Genomic DNA, 16,082 nt, shown 5'->3' with positions numbered 1-16,082 from the left:
GATCAGAAAGTCTGATCGGCTTTTTTCGTTTTCTTACGATAGCGGATAAATAGAACCACGCCTATTGCAACAAGTGGTAGTAAAATAGGTGATAGACCAATTAAGAATACGATTGTTTTTGAGCCAAAAGATAGTAATCCGTTTGCTGTTGTCATAAAGAGTTTCTTCGCTTCAGCAAGCGTACTAAACTCATTCTCAGCAAAAGTAGGAACGGTGATTTTCTGTTGTTCGAGTGAGAGAGTGACAGTAGAGAATTCACTCTGATTGTCTAAATAATTAATCTGTCCCTTTAATTGCTCAATTTCTTCCTGTACACGCGATAGGTCATTCGAGATGGATAGAAGATCTTCTGTTTTCGTTGCTTCTTCAAGAAACCCTTCAAGTCTTTTCATAACGGCTTCTTTTGCTTTAAGTCTAGAATTAAGGTCAATGTATTGCTCTGTGACATCAGAGCCGGTAATCGACTTTTGTGGTACACCTTTTCCAATTGCTTCAGCTTGATCTAGAAACGAATCGAATTCGCCTTGTGGAATTCGAACCGTCATAGAGCCGAAAACCGATTCCCCTTCGGTATACGTGCTCTCTTCCACGACGTAGCCTTTGTATGAAGTAGTAAGCTCGTTCAATTTATCTGTTGCTTGAGGTAAATCTTCTACGGTTAAAGAGAGATTTGCGTTAAAAATCACCTTCCGCTCGGCTTGCAATGGCATAATCTCAGAAACTTCATTGCTTTGCGATAGACTGCCATCGTTAGGCGCTTCTTCACTTTTACCAGCGCTATTATCCATTTCGAAAGTATTTGGCTTTGCTACATCTGCACTTTCTGAAGAGTGCTCTTCTGTTGAGCTACATCCTATTAATAGCAGAAGAATCATACTGAAACAGAAAATCAATTTACCCATGATTTCGCCCCCAGGCTTCTTTTCATAATAGACGACATTCGTTCTGAAAGGGTTACACAAAAAATGGTATGATGAAAGATAACTGAATTCATCAAAAAGGAGTTGCATGCCTTGGTCACTTTAATCGATAACCGGATGATCAGAGATATTCTAATTACGTTAGCCGTTATGAGTGTTTTATTTTTCGTTCGGTTTCTCATCAAACTATGGCTTACAAGAAGAGACAAGGAAGACCAATATCCGAATGGTATTCGACCAGCTGTATTATCTTTTATTAATTGGACAACCGTTTATGCGATCCTTCTCTTTGTGTTATTTTACTTCTCTGATACAAAGTGGATGTTTAATAAATTGTTTTCAATTGGCAGTGTTGAGATCTCGTTATTCCTTATCCTAATTGCACTGTTTATTATCACGCTAGCGAATAGACTCTCAAAAATTTTTACTTCTTTTCTAATGCCACCCCTTTATGATCGATACAGCCTTGATACTGGCTTGCGATTTACGTTCAATCGTATTTTTCATTACACGTTAATGGTCGTTGCTATTGTTATTAGTTTAACTACAGTAGGTCTTGATCTTAGTGCATTAACTGTTTTTGCAGGTGTACTTGGAGTGGGGATCGGTTTTGGTATGCAAAATATCGCGAATAACTTTATTTCCGGTTTAATCATTTTATTTGAAAGACCAATTAAAGTAGGCGATCGCGTCATCATTAATGATGTTATCGGAGATGTTGAGAAAATTAATATGCGAGCAACGATTATTCGAACACTCGATAATGAGCGTATTATCATGCCTAACTCCTATTTTATTGAAGAGCAGGTTGTGAATCATTCTTATGGCGATTCAAGACTAAGGCTAGTCGTTCCAATCGGAGTTGCATATGGTTCAGATGTTGAACTCGTTCGAAACCTACTCTTACAAGTTGCAAAAGATGAGAAGGAACAATCAATGTATGTTCTTAACACACCTAACCCATTTGTTAATTTCCTTGGTTTTGGGGACTCTTCACTAGATTTCCAACTTTTCATTTGGATTTCTAGTCCGAAAGCGGCTGTGGAAACGAAGAGTAACCTGAACTTTCGTCTGAACCGTATTCTTGAAGATCATGGTGTTGAAATTCCTTTCCCTCAGCGAGATTTACATGTTCGGAGTCTGGATGACCGTATTATCCAAAAGTTAAAGAACAAGTGATTCAAACTCACATCCTTTTCACATACTTCTTACAAATTTCTTCGTGGTTTGTTGTCCATAATAAAAATTGTAAGAGATACCTACGAAGGGAGATTGAAGAATATGAAAAATTGGCTGATTGGTACGTTTGCATCGGTAATGCTAGCTGGAGGGATTGCAGGAGCGAATGTTTATGCAGCAGATGACAGTTCGTCGGAGAATCAGGAACCCGCTGTAGAGCGAAGTCAGGGTCAAGAAATGAAAGGTCATCATGGTAAGCGAGGGCACTTCAAAGAGAATCCTGAACACCGTGAAGCGATAATGGAAACATACAACAAACAGAATCAACTAATCGATCTACTACTAGATCAAGATGCATCAAGCGTAGAGGGAGTTGATGAGCTTCAGAAGGAGCTAGCGGATATTAACACTCAGCTAACGACCCTTCATGAAGAAGCGCAGGCAGCTCGAGATGAGAGAAAAGCGCAAATGCTAGAATTGAAAGACAGCGGAGAACGCCCGCAGTTAACAGATGAAGAGAAAGCAGCACATGAGGCTGAACGTGCCCAAATGGAAGAAAAGAGAACAGAGGCATACGAGCTTGTACAAAAGAAAAATGAAGTAATGGATGCGTTAATTAAGAAACTTAGCTAATTGACGGAAGAGGTAGGGGAACCTATCTCTTTTTTATGTTGTTTTTGTAGACTTTTTTTGTGAAGAAACCACACATCAGAGTTGATTGGAGCGGAAGGTGCTCGACTCCTGCGGGACTAGCGGGACAGGTGAGACCCCGCAGGCTCGATGTTCTTGCGCGCCGAGGAGGCTCAGCGCCCGCCCCGCGGAAAGCGAGCATCCTGTAGCGGAAATCAACAACTACTTTCAAAAATCCTTTTTAATTGAAAGCCTTTAGATTAAGTAAGACGTACTTATGATGGATTTACTGCCTCTTCACATTAGGATAAACTATGAAAAAAGGTTCTCGCATCTGGATTCCAGAAACGGAGTTGAATAACATTCCTCATATTTTTGTAATAGATGATGAACAGAATATACGTGATATTTTAGAGAAGTACCTTAGAAAGGAAGGCCATGAAGTATCATCGTTTACTGATGGTGCTGAAGTTCTTAAGGCATTAGAAACAATTGAACCGGATTTATTAGTGCTAGATATTATGATGCCGAAAGTAGATGGACTAGAGTTAATGAGACAGCTTAGAAAGCATTCGACTGTACCAGTAATCGTTGTGTCGGCTCGAGACGAAGAGCTTGATCGAATTCTTGGGCTCGAACTCGGTGCTGATGATTATTTAACGAAACCTTTTAGCCCAAGAGAGCTTGTTGTAAGAATTAAGAACCTGTTTAAACGCGTAAATGGAACAGGTCAGCAGGCATTATCTGACGGTTGGAAAGTTGGGAACGTTCAGTTGCTTAAACAAAAGCGACAGGTCTTAGTTGAAGATCAAGAATTAATTCTAACACCAAAAGAGTACGACGTGCTGTCTTATCTTATTCAATATCCAGGTCAACCTTTTACTAGAGAGAAGTTAATTGAGAAGATATGGGGCTATCAGTATGCAGGCGACGGAAGAATAATAGATGACCTTGTTAAACGGCTTCGGAAGAAGATGTCAGAGGCTAACTCAGTTGTAAAGATTGTAACGGTTTGGGGGTATGGTTATAAACTTGATGAAGAAATTTAATATCGGTACGAAATTATTTCTAAGTTATCTTGTTCTCATAGCCGTTATTCTTCTAATTACGACCTTTTCATTTCGGTACCTTTTTCAAGAATACCTTGTCCGTGAAGCAGGAGATCAACTACATAAGGAAGGTCTTCAAATCAGTAAGATGTTAGAAGATAAACGGTGGAATGGAGAAAGATCTCCAGGAGGGTGGCTAGATCGAAGAAGAATTGATTTAGCAGGTAACTTAATTTCGTCCCAATTTATTATTTATAACCGTGATCATAACGTTATCTATGCTAATGTAGATGAAGATGTTCAGACAGAATATGAAGAAAACAAAGGTAAGTCCTTCGTCACAGAGCAAGTCGCCATTAAGCGATTAGGTGAACAAATTGGTAGCGTTGTGCTTTTCACAAAGGTGGAGAGTCTTGCAGGGTTTAATCAGATCATTCAGCAATCGCAGACCATTAGCTTGATTGCATCCGCAGCTGTTGCTGTCATTCTAGCAGCCTTTTTGCAAAAAGGACTTACAGGACCGATCTCGTTACTCGCTGAGCACATGCGACAGTTCTCAATGAGGAAAAAGCAAAAGCCATTAAATCTAAAAACAAATGATGAAATAAATGAACTAGCTGAAACATTTCAAGTTTTGAGCGAGCAACTCTATAAGTTTGATCTTGATCAAAAAGAATTTCTTCAGAATGCCTCACATGAATTGAAGACGCCACTGATGGCTATTCAAGGAAATGCAGAAGGAATTTTGGATGAAGTCATTGTTGGAGACGATATCGATGCTAGTCTAGAAATCATCGTAAAAGAAACCCAACGATTAAAGAAAATTGTTCAGGATATTTCCTATTTAACAAGACTTGAGACGATAGAAGAAGCTTTCAAGTATGAACTGATCGAAGTTGATGATGTTATAAGTGCTGCTTTAACAACGATGAGACCTCTTGCCAATAAGCGTCATATTAAGATTAATTATAATAATGAAACGTCATTTGATGTAAAGATGGATCCTGACAAAATGACGCAAGCATTGATCAATCTTATTGGAAATGCTCTACGGTTTGCATCAGCTTTTATAGAAGTTCGTGTCTATCGTAATGAAGAATTTGTCTGTATCGAAATTCAAGATGATGGACCGGGTTTTGGTGATGCTGCTGACCGAGTTTTCGACCGTTTCTTTACAGGCGATCAAAAAGGCTCAGGAATTGGACTTTCCATTACAAAAACAATAGTAGAAAAGCATGGAGGCAGCATTCTTGCGAGTGACAATGACGTAGGCGCAAGAGTTGTCATTTCACTTCCAAACTCGAACTAGTGCTTATGTTGTGTTAATTTCTCAAGAATATCTTTGCTTTCTTCTTCGCTCAGTAATCCGATCTTCTGACAAAGCTGTGTGTAACCAGCTAGTTTTTTAAAGCAAGAATCAAGTGGTTTCTTCACAATGCTCATCCTCCTTTTTCCTTAGGGAAACTTTTTTTAGTACCAACAATATATGCATTAACAAAGTGAAAGTGATAGGTTCTAGTCCTGATAGTAGAATTTATTTTGCATCAATACAAAAATAGAACTTGTATGAGATGATCGATTGATGTAAGATGAGGATATCAACATTTAGTGTGTTTTTTAATTTCGTAATACTATATATGGGTTAAATCCATCATATTAAACTAATTGAGTATGCGGTGTCGTATAACGACTTAATAGGGAATCCGGTCTGAATCCGGAGCTGTCCCCGCAACTGTCGTGTGGACGAGGTAAGAAGCCACTGGAGATTTCTCCGGGAAGGCTTACCGAGGAGGAAGCACAAGCCAGTAGACCTGCCGTGTATTCAAGAACGTTTCTATTCTTCGGGGATTGAGGATGAGAAATGGCAGACTGAATGCGGTTTATCTGCATTCTTAACTTGTCATTTACTCTTAGCTCACTCTTTCCGGGGTGAGCTTTTTAATTTGGTTAAAAAAGGAGAGAATGATATGAGTACAATCGTAGAATTCACAAAGGGCGACTTGCTGAATGAAGCGAAGACAATAATTGAAGGATATCCAATGCTTTCAGGTGAAAGCTTTATTGAGAAAACAATGGCGAGCGTGACAGAAAGATCAACTCAAGATGATATTGCGAACATTCTAATTCTAAATGCTCTTGAACGAATCACTGCTGAAGAGCCTGACTGGACTTACATTGCGGCGGCTTTCCATCTTCAATCCATCTATCGTGCTGCACTAAGCAACCGTTGTGAGTCAAGAGCCTATGGAAAAGGGAGTTTCTACAGACTGCTCCAAAAACTAACAGAAGAAGGGATATACACAAAGGAGCTTCTTCGTTCTTATTCTCAACAAGAAATTGAAGAGGCAGAAGCGTTAATAATTCCATCAAGAGACCGTCTTTTTACATATATCGGATTACGGACGCTTGCTGATCGTTATCTTGCAACAGATCATAACAAGAATCATTACGAACTTCCTCAAGAACGGTTTCTTGTCATCGCACTTACACTAATGATGAATGAACCAAAAGACAAGCGAGCGAATCTCATATCGGAAGCCTATTGGGCATTATCTAACTTGTATATGACTGTAGCGACTCCAACTCTCTCTAATGCTGGGAAAAGTTATGGTCAGCTTAGTTCATGTTTCATAGATACGGTTGATGATAGTTTGCGAGGTATTTATGACAGCAATACAGATGTTGCAACAGTTTCCAAGAATGGCGGAGGAATAGGAGCATACCTTGGTAAAATTCGTTCGCGGGGTAGTGACATAAAAGGATTCAAAGGGAATTCCTCAGGCGTTTTGCCGTGGATGAAACAGTTAAATAACACTGCAGTTAGTGTCGATCAATTAGGGCAACGCCAAGGAGCAGTCGCCGTGTATCTTGATGTCTGGCATAAAGATGTTTTGGATTTTCTCGATGCGAAGCTAAACAACGGAGACGAGCGAATGAGGACGCATGATCTTTTTACCGGTCTTTGTATCCCAGATATTTTTATGGAAGCGGTAGAGAATCGAGCAGACTGGCATTTGTTTGATCCGCATGAAGTACGCCAGATAATGGGGTTCTCTCTTGAAGATGTGTATGACAAAGAAAAGGGAGCAGGAGAGTTTCGCATGAAATATGCAGAGTGTGTGAATCATCCTGAGCTTTCAAGAAAAACCGTCCCGGCTATTGAAATTATGAAGCGTGTAATGAAGTCGCAATTGGAAACGGGGACGCCTTACATGTTCTATCGCGATACGGTGAACCGTGCGAATCCGAATAAACATGCAGGTATGATCTATGCTTCAAACCTTTGTACGGAAATTATGCAAAATATGAGCGCCACAACTGTTGAAGAAGAGATCACCAAAGACGGTAAAATTATCATTACGAAAACGCCTGGAGACTATGTTGTTTGTAACCTATCAAGTATTAACCTTGGGCGAGCTGTTACAGCTAATGTACTTAAGAGGTTAATCCCAATACAAGTGAGAATGCTAGATAACGTGATTGATATCAATACGATTGAAGTGCCTCAAGCGCAGTTGACGAATGAGAAGTACCGAAGCATCGGTCTCGGTACGTTTGGCTGGCATCACCTCCTTGCGAAAAAGGGGATTGTTTGGGAAAGTCATGAAGCGGCAAACTATGCAGATGAATTGTATGAAACGATTAATTACCTTACCATTCAGGCGAGCTATGAGCTTGCTGTTGAGAAAGGAAGTTATTCTCTCTTTGAAGGCTCTGATTGGCAAAATGGAGAGTACTTTCATCATCGTGGTTACGCTAGTGAAAAATGGCAGTCGCTTAGGGAAAAAGTTCAAGCGGATGGTGTCAGAAACGCCTATCTTCTAGCGGTTGCACCTAATAGTTCAACAAGTTTAATAGCTGGATCAACAGCATCCATCGATCCAATTTTCCAAAAAGAATACTCTGAGGAAAAGAAGAATTATAAAATTCCTGTTACCGCACCGGATCTTTCACCTGATACGACTTGGTATTATAAATCGGCCTATCACATTAATCAGCTTTGGAGTATTGAGCAGAACGCGGCAAGACAACGCCACGTCGATCAGTCAATTTCTTTTAATATTTACGTGCAGAGCACGGTTAAAGCGAAGGACTTACTGAACCTTCATATGACTGCCTGGAGAAAAGGGTTGAAAACAACGTATTACACAAGAAGTACATCAGTGGACATTGATGACTGTGAAAGCTGCGCAAGCTAAAGGAGGAGGTCAGTATGGCGACGATACAGAAGAGAAAGCTCTATGACGTGTCTGCACCGAATAGCTCAACAGGAATTATTAACGGAGAGAGCTCAAACATACTAAATTGGGATGATGTTCGCTTTACCTGGGCGTATCCGATGTATAAAAACATGCTAGGTAACTTCTGGACACCGTTTGAAATTAATATGTCAAACGACGTGAAGCAATGGGCCGCATTAAATGAAGAAGAGCAAGATACGTTTAAGAAAATCATTGGACTTCTCGCTTTTCTAGATTCAATTCAGACAGACTACTCGAGTAAGGTTGCAAATTATTTAACAGATTCAAGCCTTTCTGCGCTCATGCAAGTGCTTTCGTTCCAGGAAGTTGTGCACAACCAGTCGTATAGCTATGTGCTTTCGTCGATTGTAAATAAAAATGAACAGGATCGAATTTTTGAATATTGGAAGCATGATGAAGTGCTACTAGAACGAAACCAATTTATCGCTTCAGGCTATGAAGCATTTGTGCAGGATCCATCACCGCAGACGTTTTTCGAATCAATTGTGTTTGATATCATTCTTGAAGGACTATTCTTTTACGCAGGGTTCGCTTTCTTTTATAACCTTGCCCGCAATCAAAAAATGGTGTCTACTTCAACAATGATTAATTACATCAACCGTGATGAGCAGCTTCATGTTACATTGTTCGTGAACATTGTGAAAGAATTATTCAACGAACATCCTGAGTTAAATACAAAAGGAAACCATGATTTCATCACCAACACATTTCATGAAGCAGCGGAGCTTGAAATGAAATGGGGAGAGTACATCATTGGCAATCGTTTCCCAGGTATTACGATGAATGAGCTTAGAGACTATATTAAATTTATGGCGAACAATCGCGTGAATCAGCTTGGAATCGAGCGACCGTTTGAAGGCCATCGAGAAAATCCGATGCGTTGGATTAAAGCGTATTCGGATGTGAACGCAGGAAAAAGTGATTTCTTTGAACAGAAGTCGCGTCAGTATACGAAGGTGTCTGATGATAATGGGTTTGATGATCTATAGATGTATTGAAAAGGAATCGTTTAATTAGAAGATTAAAAGCGGATGGAAGTGCTAAGTGTTTTTTTAATATTTTATTAGAATAGGCTATGTTAGCTTCCATTGTTGGTTTCTCGCCTTTCTGCTTTGCTGAAAGGTCGCTCTGTGATGGCCAAAAATCAACAGCACTCATTCACATAACCTTAGAATCAGTGCTGTTATTGGGAAAAAAACAATACAACCCTCCTTTTTTGTGATAAAATTTGAGAAATTTAATCATCGTCACAAACGTCATCGAACGTTTTTATAAGGAGATGTACCATGGGAAAGAAGAGAATCGTAGTAAAGATTGGGAGTAGCTCCTTAACAAACGGCAAAGGAGAAATTGATCGTATTAAGCTGATCGATCATGTCAACGCCCTTGCATTGCTTCGCAAGGAAGGACATGAGGTGTTGCTTGTGTCTTCAGGAGCTGTAGCTGCCGGGTTCAAAGAGCTAGGTTATCCTTCTAGACCCGTTACTTTAAAAGGAAAGCAGGCTGCTGCTGCTTTAGGGCAAAGTTTACTAATTAAATCTTATATTGAAGAATTCAACCAGCAGAATATTTCTGTCGCTCAAATTCTTTTAACTCGTCCTGATTTCTCTAATCAAGAACGATACAAAAATGCATTTGATACGCTGTCTGAATTGCTGGCAAGAGGTATCATGCCGATTATTAATGAAAACGATACTGTCTCAACGGAAGAGTTAAAGTTTGGTGATAATGATATGCTCTCAGGTCTTGTTAGTGGGCTTGTTCACGCTGATGAACTAATCATTCTAACGGATGTGAACGGCATCTATGATTCGAATCCTGCAGCGAATCCTGCCGCAATGAAATACCATTCTCTTACAGAGATTTCTGATCAAATGATTGAACAGGCAGGAGGAGCTGGATCAACCGCCGGAACAGGAGGCATGAAGTCTAAGCTAATTGCAGCGAAGACAGCCTTGAATTTAGGTGTTAGAATATTTATTGGCCACGAGACTGGTAGTCATAAATTACTTAGAATCCTTTCAGGTGTTGGTGATGGAACGTATATTAACCGGGAGAAACAAACATCTTTCCCTATTAAAAAACAATGGATTGCAATGCACTCTCATGTATCAGGTCAACTTTACATTGATGAAGGAGCAGAAGATGCGATTCTATGGAATGGGAGAAGTTTGCTTTACAGTGGCATTCATCACGTCGTTGGTCCCTTTAGCGAAGGCGATGTTGTTGAAGTTCATGGGAAGAACGGGAAGCTTGGAAAAGGACAAGTTCAATATTCATCTACTTTTTTAGAAAAAGTCATTCAAGATCATGAGAAAGAAAGTCCAATGGTCGAAGTGATTCATAGAGATCATTGGGTGGCTGATGCGATGAAGTAAGAACGGCGAATTCTCAAATTGAAATGGGGTGGAGAAATGAATGTATTGATCGCAATGGACTCATTCAAAGGCTCTTTATCTTCGAAGGATGCAGGAGAGGCGGTTAAGCTAGGTATTAAGAGAGTATTCCCTGATAGTATCGTTGACGTGATCCCAGTAGCTGATGGAGGCGAAGGGTCATTAGAGGCGATGCAAACAATCCCAGGTCAGTTCGAGGTAGTGTCTATACACCAACTAAATGGAAAGAAGCGAAAAGCGCGCTATTATCGAACGAATGAAGCTGCTTATATCGAATCAGCTGAAGCGGTAGGATTGCACTTAATTCCTTCGGAGGATTTAGACCCATCACAATTAACAAGTTATGGAGTAGGGGAATTAATTCAGGATGCTGAAGAAAAAGGCGTGAAAGACATTTATGTTTTCCTTGGTGGAACGGGAACAACCGATGGTGGCCTTGGGATGTTACAGGCACTTGGTTATGCATGTTTCAATCGCTCGAACGAAGAAATCCCGCTTCACCAAAACCCTTTACTCGATATAGAAACGATCCGTGAAAGTCGGTACAAACTTACCGCAAATCTTTATTTAGTGACGGATGTGGATAATCCATATGCAGGTGAGCGAGGAGCGGCTTATGTGTTCGGACCGCAAAAAGGCATGAAGAAAGAAGACGTTCCTTCATATGATGCTGGTCTTCAGAGAGTGGCAAACCTCCTTTCTATATCCAACCTACAAAAAGGTGCAGGTGCTGCGGGTGGAATAGGGGGAGCGATGTATGCCTTAGGTGCGAATTATGTACCCGGCATCACGTGGATGCTTCACCTTCTAAAAGTAGAAGAAAAGCTTGCCAAAGTTGATATCGCTTTTACCGGTGAGGGACAAATCGATGATCAAACAGCTTATGGCAAAGTACCAGCCGGTGTGGGTGAGCTTGCTAAAAAGCACAATGTGCCATGTTTTGCTTTAGCAGGTCAGGTTGTTGAACCAGTAGATAACCTTTTTGAGAAGTTAACAGGCGTTCTTTCGATCCAGCAAGGATGCATGGCAATAGAACATGCGATGAAGCCAGACGTCACAAAGGCACAGTTGGCTTTTTCAGCTGAGCAGGTCATGCGCATTTTTAGTAGTGGTAGAGGAGTATAAAATGATCAACCGCCCCCTTCCTGGGCGGTTTTATTCTTTCTCAGATGATTTCTGCATGAGCTCTTTATAAGTTGTCACCTTCTGTATAGGTGTTTTTTTCAACTTTTCCAACTATTTCACTTAACGTGTACTTTCAATCGCCCTAACTTTTATTAGTTATCGTTTGACTTAGAGTGCACTCAAACGTCTACAATAGGATCGTAGCGTCAACTATAAATTTGTGGAGGGGTTATCATGAAGTACACTGTGATTACAGGTGCAAGTTCAGGTATTGGATATGAAACAGCGCTTAAGTTTGCCGCAAGAGGAAAGAACCTTGTCATTGCTGCACGCCGAACAGAGAAATTGAAAGAATTGAAAAACGAAGTACACGAAATGAATGCGGATCTTGATGTGATTATTCGTGAAGCAGATTTATCTCTCAATGACAATGTGTATGCGTTCTATGAAAGCCTTGAGAATATTGAGATTGAAACGTTTATCAACAATGCAGGGTTTGGTAATTTCGATTCAATTGCCGAGCAGAAGCTTCCTAAAATTGAGACAATGCTACGATTGAATAATGAGGCATTAACGATACTTTCATCCCTATTTGTTCGTGATTACGCTAATGTTGAAGGAACACAATTGATTAACGTATCATCTGGCGGAGGATATACGATTGTAGCAGATGCAGTGACCTATTGTGCAACCAAGTTCTTTGTTAGTGCATTCACAGAAGGCTTGGCCCAGGAACTTAAAGGACAGGGCGCGAAGATGCAAGCGAAAGTATTAGCACCGGCTGCAACAGAAACAGAATTTGCAAACCGTTCAATGGATATAGACAATTTTGAATATGAAGGCACTGTGCCAAAGTTCCATACGGCGAAAGAAATGGCAGACTTTATGCTTGATCTTTACGACAGCAATAAAGTAGTAGGTATTGTTGATGGACAAACATATAATTTTGAATTAAAAGATCCGATCTATCCTTATGCTGAAAGAAATCGGAAATAAATAGAGTGCGAAGCCCTGTCAGTTAAATGACAGGGCTTTGTCTTATGTGAGCTGAATATTAAATTGATCCAGCAGATCCGATAAAGTAGGTCTCTCATTTCCATCACGCCCAATCACGTGAGTAGCTGTAAGTAGCGAATTTAAAACGGCTTCTTCCGTTGCTTCTCCTACTGCACGAAAAGCGGTGTCAATCTCCTCTTCGTGAATGGTGTCCATGGAAAGAGTGGTAGACGTGACGTGATGAGGAATTTTGTTAGCTGTTGAGAAACCAAGTATGATTTCACCACTACCGGTGGTCATAATAGACCCTGTTCGTGCTAACCCATTGGAAGCTCTTTTGATAATTCGGTGAAGCTGACGTTCTGAGACGGGAAGATCTGTCGCGACTATTATCATCACCGATCCTTTATCTTTTTCTTCCCATGATTGAAGTAAAGCATCTTTTAGTTCCTTCCCAACAGCCTTTCCGTTCACCCGTAGATCACGTAGAATTCCAAAGTTTGTAACAACCAATACCCCGATTGTGTATGTACCATTTTTTAGTTTCATTTTTCTAGAAGAAGTCCCAATGCCACCCTTTAACGAATAACATAGCATACCTGTTCCAGCACCGACTGAACCTTCTTCGATTTTGGATGTAGCACATGAGATCGCCTCATGAATATGTTCCTGACGGACGTTTCGTTCCCTTATATCATTTAGAAACATATCATTGCACTCACCGATAATTGGATTCACGGTACCTGTCGTTCTTCCGATTTCAGGGTTGTGCTCAAGCATATAGTCAATTACTGCATCTGCAGCTGTGCCAATGTTTAACGTGTTCGTCAGGACAATCGGTGTTTCAATGGTTCCAAGTTCATTCATTTGAATGGTCCCCATCGTTTTCCCAAAGCCATTTAGAACATAGCTAGATGCGATGAGTTTTTCCTGAAATATATTCCCTTGATGCGGAAGTATTGCTGTTACACCTGTTTGAATATTTCCATTGCTTAGTGTTGTATGACCAACCGTCACACCCTCTACATCCGTAATTGAATTCCTCGTTCCAGGATCCAATTCACCGATCTCAACCCCAAAATCTCTTAACCTTTTTTGTTTCAATGCCATCGCCCCCCTCTACTCTCATCTTACTATTCTTTCCACTTTTTCAAATGCACTTTTCTAGAAGATTGTAGCTTTTGAAAGAATTTTTGATAAAATCAACTCGCTATAGCAACAATGTCTACGAAAAGAGCCTTTCCAAAACACGTCTAGAAGAACGAAGCTACTAAAGAATAAGCCCTGAAAAATATGGTATAATTGAGAGGACGTAGAGTGCTAGTAAAGTAAGGTATCGATAATAGATTACAGTAGAAGAGAGTGAAAGAATATGGGTCGTAAATGGAACAATATTAAAGAAAAGAAAGCATCAAAAGATGCGAATACAAGTCGGATATATGCAAAATTTGGTCGTGAGATATATGTAGCTGCGAAGCAGGGAGAACCGGATCCGGTTGCTAATCAGGCACTGCGATTGGTACTAGAACGAGCGAAAACATACAACGTACCAAAAGCAATCATTGATCGTGCGATTGAAAAAGCAAAAGGTGGAGCGGATGAGAACTATGACACGCTTCGGTATGAAGGATTTGGGCCAAGCGGATCAATGGTTATCGTCGACACGTTAACGAACAACGTGAACCGTACAGCATCTGATGTACGATCTACATTTGGCAAGAATGGCGGCAACATGGGTGTGAACGGTTCCGTTGCCTACATGTTTGATGCAACAGCTGTTTTTGGTATCGAGGGGAAATCTGCTGATGAAGTACTTGAATTGTTAATGGAAGCGGATCTTGATGTACGCGACATTATGGAAGAAGACGATGTTGTGATTGTTTATGCAGAACCGGATCAGTTCCACGCTGTTCAAGAGGCATTTAAGAACGCAGGAATTTCAGAATTCACCATTGCAGAATTGACGATGCTTGCCCAAAATGATGTCGAGCTTTCAGAAGAAGATCAGGAGCAGTTCTTGAAAATGATTGATGCACTTGAAGAGTTAGAAGATGTTCAACAGGTGTATCACAATGTAGACTTAGGTGACGAGTAAGAGAGTGAGCGAAGAGAGGGAATCCGAATTTCGGGTTCCCTCTCTTTTGAATTTATGTAAATTTCTCTTTCTGAGCAAATTTATTCTTTAGAGCAATGAGCGAAGTTTTTAAAGCAGCATAATTTCCAATAGCTGCATAACCATAAAAATAACCCATGAAAATACCTGCCAAAAGATGGTGGGAATGACTATAAAATATCGAAATAGAGAGACCTAATACAATGGCCACGGTTGGAATATAGGTTCGAGGGATCGGTGAGAAAATTTTAATTAATTGAGTCAGCACCATAACAAGGGGCACAGCAAGAACAGCGTCCCAAAAATTCGTATGGATAACAGGAAATGTCATATCCAAATTCCTTTCCAATTTAATGATTACCACCTATTATTTCCTTATCTATCATGCTTTATCCTAAGTAGTGTCATGAGGATTTGACTTGTTTACAGGTGTATGTGAAAGCTAGATTTAAAAGGTAAAAGGAGACTGATGATGAAGTAAAATGATGAAACTTTTTTGTCGTTCTGTCGTAGAACATACTAGAAGAATACAATGTGGAATAGATTCGAAGCAAGGAGGAAGATAACAATGACGAATATTGCATTTGGAATAGTTCTATTGTTAGCGAATGGGCTTGTGCAGTACAGTTGGTTCTTCGATGCTAACAATGGTGTCGCAATCGATTTCAAGTCGAAGCGCTCATATGTCATAACAACCATCTTACTTACGCTCTTTACAATATATTTATTAGTTACGGGAATATCGTCTACATTTTATTGATGCAGAACCAAATAGTATATAGTGGGCTTATTCTGAATGGATAAGCTCACTCTTTGTTTATTAAAGATTGATGTCATTTCAACATTTTGAAATAATTGGAATGTAGTGTAGAGAGGAGAATGACGATGGACTATAAGGTAGAGGTTTTACTTCAGGAAGATAAAAAGTTCTCATTGTTTATGAAAGATCAGATAAAAGAATTTAACAATGAGCAGTCTTTTCATCACAAAGAATCGAGAACAAAAGGCTATGTTGAACCAATCAATCTTATTGTCTCTGATGAAAGTGGCACATGGATTGGCGGCATAACGGCCGAAGTTTATTGGAGTTGGGTTGAAATAGATGTTTTTTGGTTAAGTGAACAACTCAGAGGCCACGGAATCGGTACAGAACTACTTAAAAAAGTTGAAACCCTTGGAATAGAAAAGGGTGCAAAGAACGCGCTGTTAACAACATTTGAATTTCAAGCGAGAACTTTCTATGAAATGAATGGGTATGAGGTAGTAGGTGAAGTCAAGGATTATCCTCCAGGAAGTAGTTATTATACGATGGTGAAATCGCTAGTCCGAAACTGACTATATATTTATTCTACGGAGGCGCCTAAATGCGTTTATTTCATGTAAGTGAAAAGACCATATTGAAATAATTGAAC

16 protein-coding genes and 1 riboswitch are annotated in these 16,082 nt (G+C 40.0%); of the genes, 12 read left to right on the top strand and 4 right to left on the bottom strand.

Annotated elements, in window-relative coordinates; translation table 11 throughout:
• Window positions 1-2: 2 nt before the first annotated feature.
• Window positions 3-902, bottom strand: coding sequence for a DUF4349 domain-containing protein (locus JI666_RS14635; RefSeq protein WP_206893090.1), 900 nt, complete (start codon window positions 900-902; stop codon window positions 3-5).
• 111 nt (window positions 903-1,013) lie between these two features.
• On the opposite strand from JI666_RS14635, the gene JI666_RS14630 reads away from it, so the two are divergent.
• From JI666_RS14630 to JI666_RS14615, 4 genes are all read left to right on the top strand, one after another.
• Complete coding sequence (locus JI666_RS14630) at window positions 1,014-2,099, top strand: mechanosensitive ion channel family protein (RefSeq protein WP_286170845.1); 1,086 nt, start codon at window positions 1,014-1,016, stop codon at window positions 2,097-2,099.
• Between the two features lie 102 nt (window positions 2,100-2,201).
• Window positions 2,202-2,732 (top strand): hypothetical protein, encoded by a 531-nt coding sequence (locus tag JI666_RS14625; RefSeq protein ID WP_206893082.1) that lies wholly within the window; start codon window positions 2,202-2,204, stop codon window positions 2,730-2,732.
• A gap of 311 nt (window positions 2,733-3,043) precedes the next feature.
• On the top strand, window positions 3,044-3,778 hold the full coding sequence (locus tag JI666_RS14620; RefSeq protein ID WP_206893080.1) for a response regulator transcription factor: 735 nt from the start codon (window positions 3,044-3,046) through the stop codon (window positions 3,776-3,778).
• Entirely contained in the window at window positions 3,765-5,087 is a 1,323-nt protein-coding gene (locus JI666_RS14615; protein ID WP_206893078.1) for a sensor histidine kinase, read from the top strand. Before JI666_RS14620 ends, JI666_RS14615 begins: the two co-directional genes overlap by 14 nt.
• Here JI666_RS14615 and JI666_RS21775 read toward each other — a convergent pair.
• The gene (locus JI666_RS21775) at window positions 5,084-5,212 is read right to left on the bottom strand and encodes a hypothetical protein (protein ID WP_255436171.1); all 129 of its coding nucleotides are present in this window, start codon (window positions 5,210-5,212) and stop codon (window positions 5,084-5,086) included. The genes JI666_RS14615 and JI666_RS21775 overlap by 4 nt on opposite strands.
• Window positions 5,213-5,435: 223 nt before the next feature.
• A riboswitch (cobalamin riboswitch) is annotated at window positions 5,436-5,611 on the top strand.
• 134 nt (window positions 5,612-5,745) lie between these two features.
• On the opposite strand from JI666_RS21775, the gene JI666_RS14610 reads away from it, so the two are divergent.
• The 5 genes from JI666_RS14610 (at window position 5,746) to JI666_RS14590 (ending at window position 12,557) form a co-directional block, all read left to right on the top strand.
• Window positions 5,746-7,977, top strand: coding sequence for a ribonucleoside-diphosphate reductase subunit alpha (locus tag JI666_RS14610; protein ID WP_206893075.1), 2,232 nt, complete (start codon window positions 5,746-5,748; stop codon window positions 7,975-7,977).
• A 14-nt stretch (window positions 7,978-7,991) separates the two neighbouring features.
• Window positions 7,992-9,029: a ribonucleotide-diphosphate reductase subunit beta gene (locus JI666_RS14605; protein WP_206893073.1), complete on the top strand. Its 1,038-nt coding sequence runs from the start codon at window positions 7,992-7,994 to the stop codon at window positions 9,027-9,029.
• A gap of 297 nt (window positions 9,030-9,326) precedes the next feature.
• Entirely contained in the window at window positions 9,327-10,418 is a 1,092-nt protein-coding gene (gene proB / locus JI666_RS14600; protein ID WP_206893072.1) for a glutamate 5-kinase, read from the top strand.
• Window positions 10,419-10,454: 36 nt separating this feature from the next.
• Entirely contained in the window at window positions 10,455-11,561 is a 1,107-nt protein-coding gene (locus JI666_RS14595; RefSeq protein ID WP_206893070.1) for a glycerate kinase family protein, read from the top strand.
• A gap of 234 nt (window positions 11,562-11,795) precedes the next feature.
• A complete protein-coding gene (locus JI666_RS14590) occupies window positions 11,796-12,557 on the top strand; it encodes an SDR family NAD(P)-dependent oxidoreductase (protein ID WP_206893068.1) in 762 nt (253 codons plus the stop codon).
• 42 nt (window positions 12,558-12,599) lie between these two features.
• Here the strand turns inward: JI666_RS14590 and JI666_RS14585 are convergent, their stop codons facing one another.
• A complete protein-coding gene (locus JI666_RS14585; RefSeq protein WP_206893067.1) occupies window positions 12,600-13,667 on the bottom strand; it encodes a DmpA family aminopeptidase in 1,068 nt (355 codons plus the stop codon).
• 262 nt (window positions 13,668-13,929) lie between these two features.
• On the opposite strand from JI666_RS14585, the gene JI666_RS14580 reads away from it, so the two are divergent.
• Complete coding sequence (locus tag JI666_RS14580; protein ID WP_206893066.1) at window positions 13,930-14,652, top strand: YebC/PmpR family DNA-binding transcriptional regulator; 723 nt, start codon at window positions 13,930-13,932, stop codon at window positions 14,650-14,652.
• A gap of 52 nt (window positions 14,653-14,704) precedes the next feature.
• Here JI666_RS14580 and JI666_RS14575 read toward each other — a convergent pair whose 3' ends face one another.
• The gene (locus tag JI666_RS14575) at window positions 14,705-15,034 is read right to left on the bottom strand and encodes a hypothetical protein (RefSeq protein WP_414635146.1); all 330 of its coding nucleotides are present in this window, start codon (window positions 15,032-15,034) and stop codon (window positions 14,705-14,707) included.
• Between the two features lie 204 nt (window positions 15,035-15,238).
• On the opposite strand from JI666_RS14575, the gene JI666_RS14570 reads away from it, so the two are divergent.
• Together JI666_RS14570 and JI666_RS14565 are read left to right on the top strand one after the other, a co-directional pair.
• The gene (locus tag JI666_RS14570) at window positions 15,239-15,430 is read left to right on the top strand and encodes a hypothetical protein (protein ID WP_206893064.1); all 192 of its coding nucleotides are present in this window, start codon (window positions 15,239-15,241) and stop codon (window positions 15,428-15,430) included.
• 125 nt (window positions 15,431-15,555) lie between these two features.
• Entirely contained in the window at window positions 15,556-16,005 is a 450-nt protein-coding gene (locus tag JI666_RS14565) for a GNAT family N-acetyltransferase (RefSeq protein ID WP_206893062.1), read from the top strand.
• Window positions 16,006-16,082: the final 77 nt, after the last annotated feature.

The organism is Bacillus sp. NTK071 (genome assembly GCF_017303315.1).
Lineage (GTDB): Bacteria > Bacillota > Bacilli > Bacillales > Guptibacillaceae > Guptibacillus.
This window is presented reverse-complemented; position numbering and strand designations above follow the sequence as displayed.

Bases quoted from the DNA above. Each gene is read 5' to 3' on its own strand.
- JI666_RS14605 (WP_206893073.1), top strand. From the start codon at position 7,992: ATGGCGACGATACAGAAGAGAAAGCTCTATGACGTGTCTGCACCGAAT.
- JI666_RS14625 (WP_206893082.1), top strand. From the start codon at position 2,202: ATGAAAAATTGGCTGATTGGTACGTTTGCATCGGTAATGCTAGCTGGA.
- JI666_RS14565 (WP_206893062.1), top strand. From the start codon at position 15,556: ATGGACTATAAGGTAGAGGTTTTACTTCAGGAAGATAAAAAGTTCTCA.
- JI666_RS14595 (WP_206893070.1), top strand. From the start codon at position 10,455: ATGAATGTATTGATCGCAATGGACTCATTCAAAGGCTCTTTATCTTCG.
- JI666_RS14590 (WP_206893068.1), top strand. From the start codon at position 11,796: ATGAAGTACACTGTGATTACAGGTGCAAGTTCAGGTATTGGATATGAA.
- JI666_RS14570 (WP_206893064.1), top strand. From the start codon at position 15,239: ATGACGAATATTGCATTTGGAATAGTTCTATTGTTAGCGAATGGGCTT.
- JI666_RS14615 (WP_206893078.1), top strand. From the start codon at position 3,765: ATGAAGAAATTTAATATCGGTACGAAATTATTTCTAAGTTATCTTGTT.
- JI666_RS14610 (WP_206893075.1), top strand. From the start codon at position 5,746: ATGAGTACAATCGTAGAATTCACAAAGGGCGACTTGCTGAATGAAGCG.
- JI666_RS14620 (WP_206893080.1), top strand. From the start codon at position 3,044: ATGAAAAAAGGTTCTCGCATCTGGATTCCAGAAACGGAGTTGAATAAC.
- proB (WP_206893072.1), top strand. From the start codon at position 9,327: ATGGGAAAGAAGAGAATCGTAGTAAAGATTGGGAGTAGCTCCTTAACA.
- JI666_RS14580 (WP_206893066.1), top strand. From the start codon at position 13,930: ATGGGTCGTAAATGGAACAATATTAAAGAAAAGAAAGCATCAAAAGAT.
- JI666_RS14585 (WP_206893067.1), bottom strand. From the start codon at position 13,667: ATGGCATTGAAACAAAAAAGGTTAAGAGATTTTGGGGTTGAGATCGGT.
- JI666_RS14635 (WP_206893090.1), bottom strand. From the start codon at position 902: ATGGGTAAATTGATTTTCTGTTTCAGTATGATTCTTCTGCTATTAATA.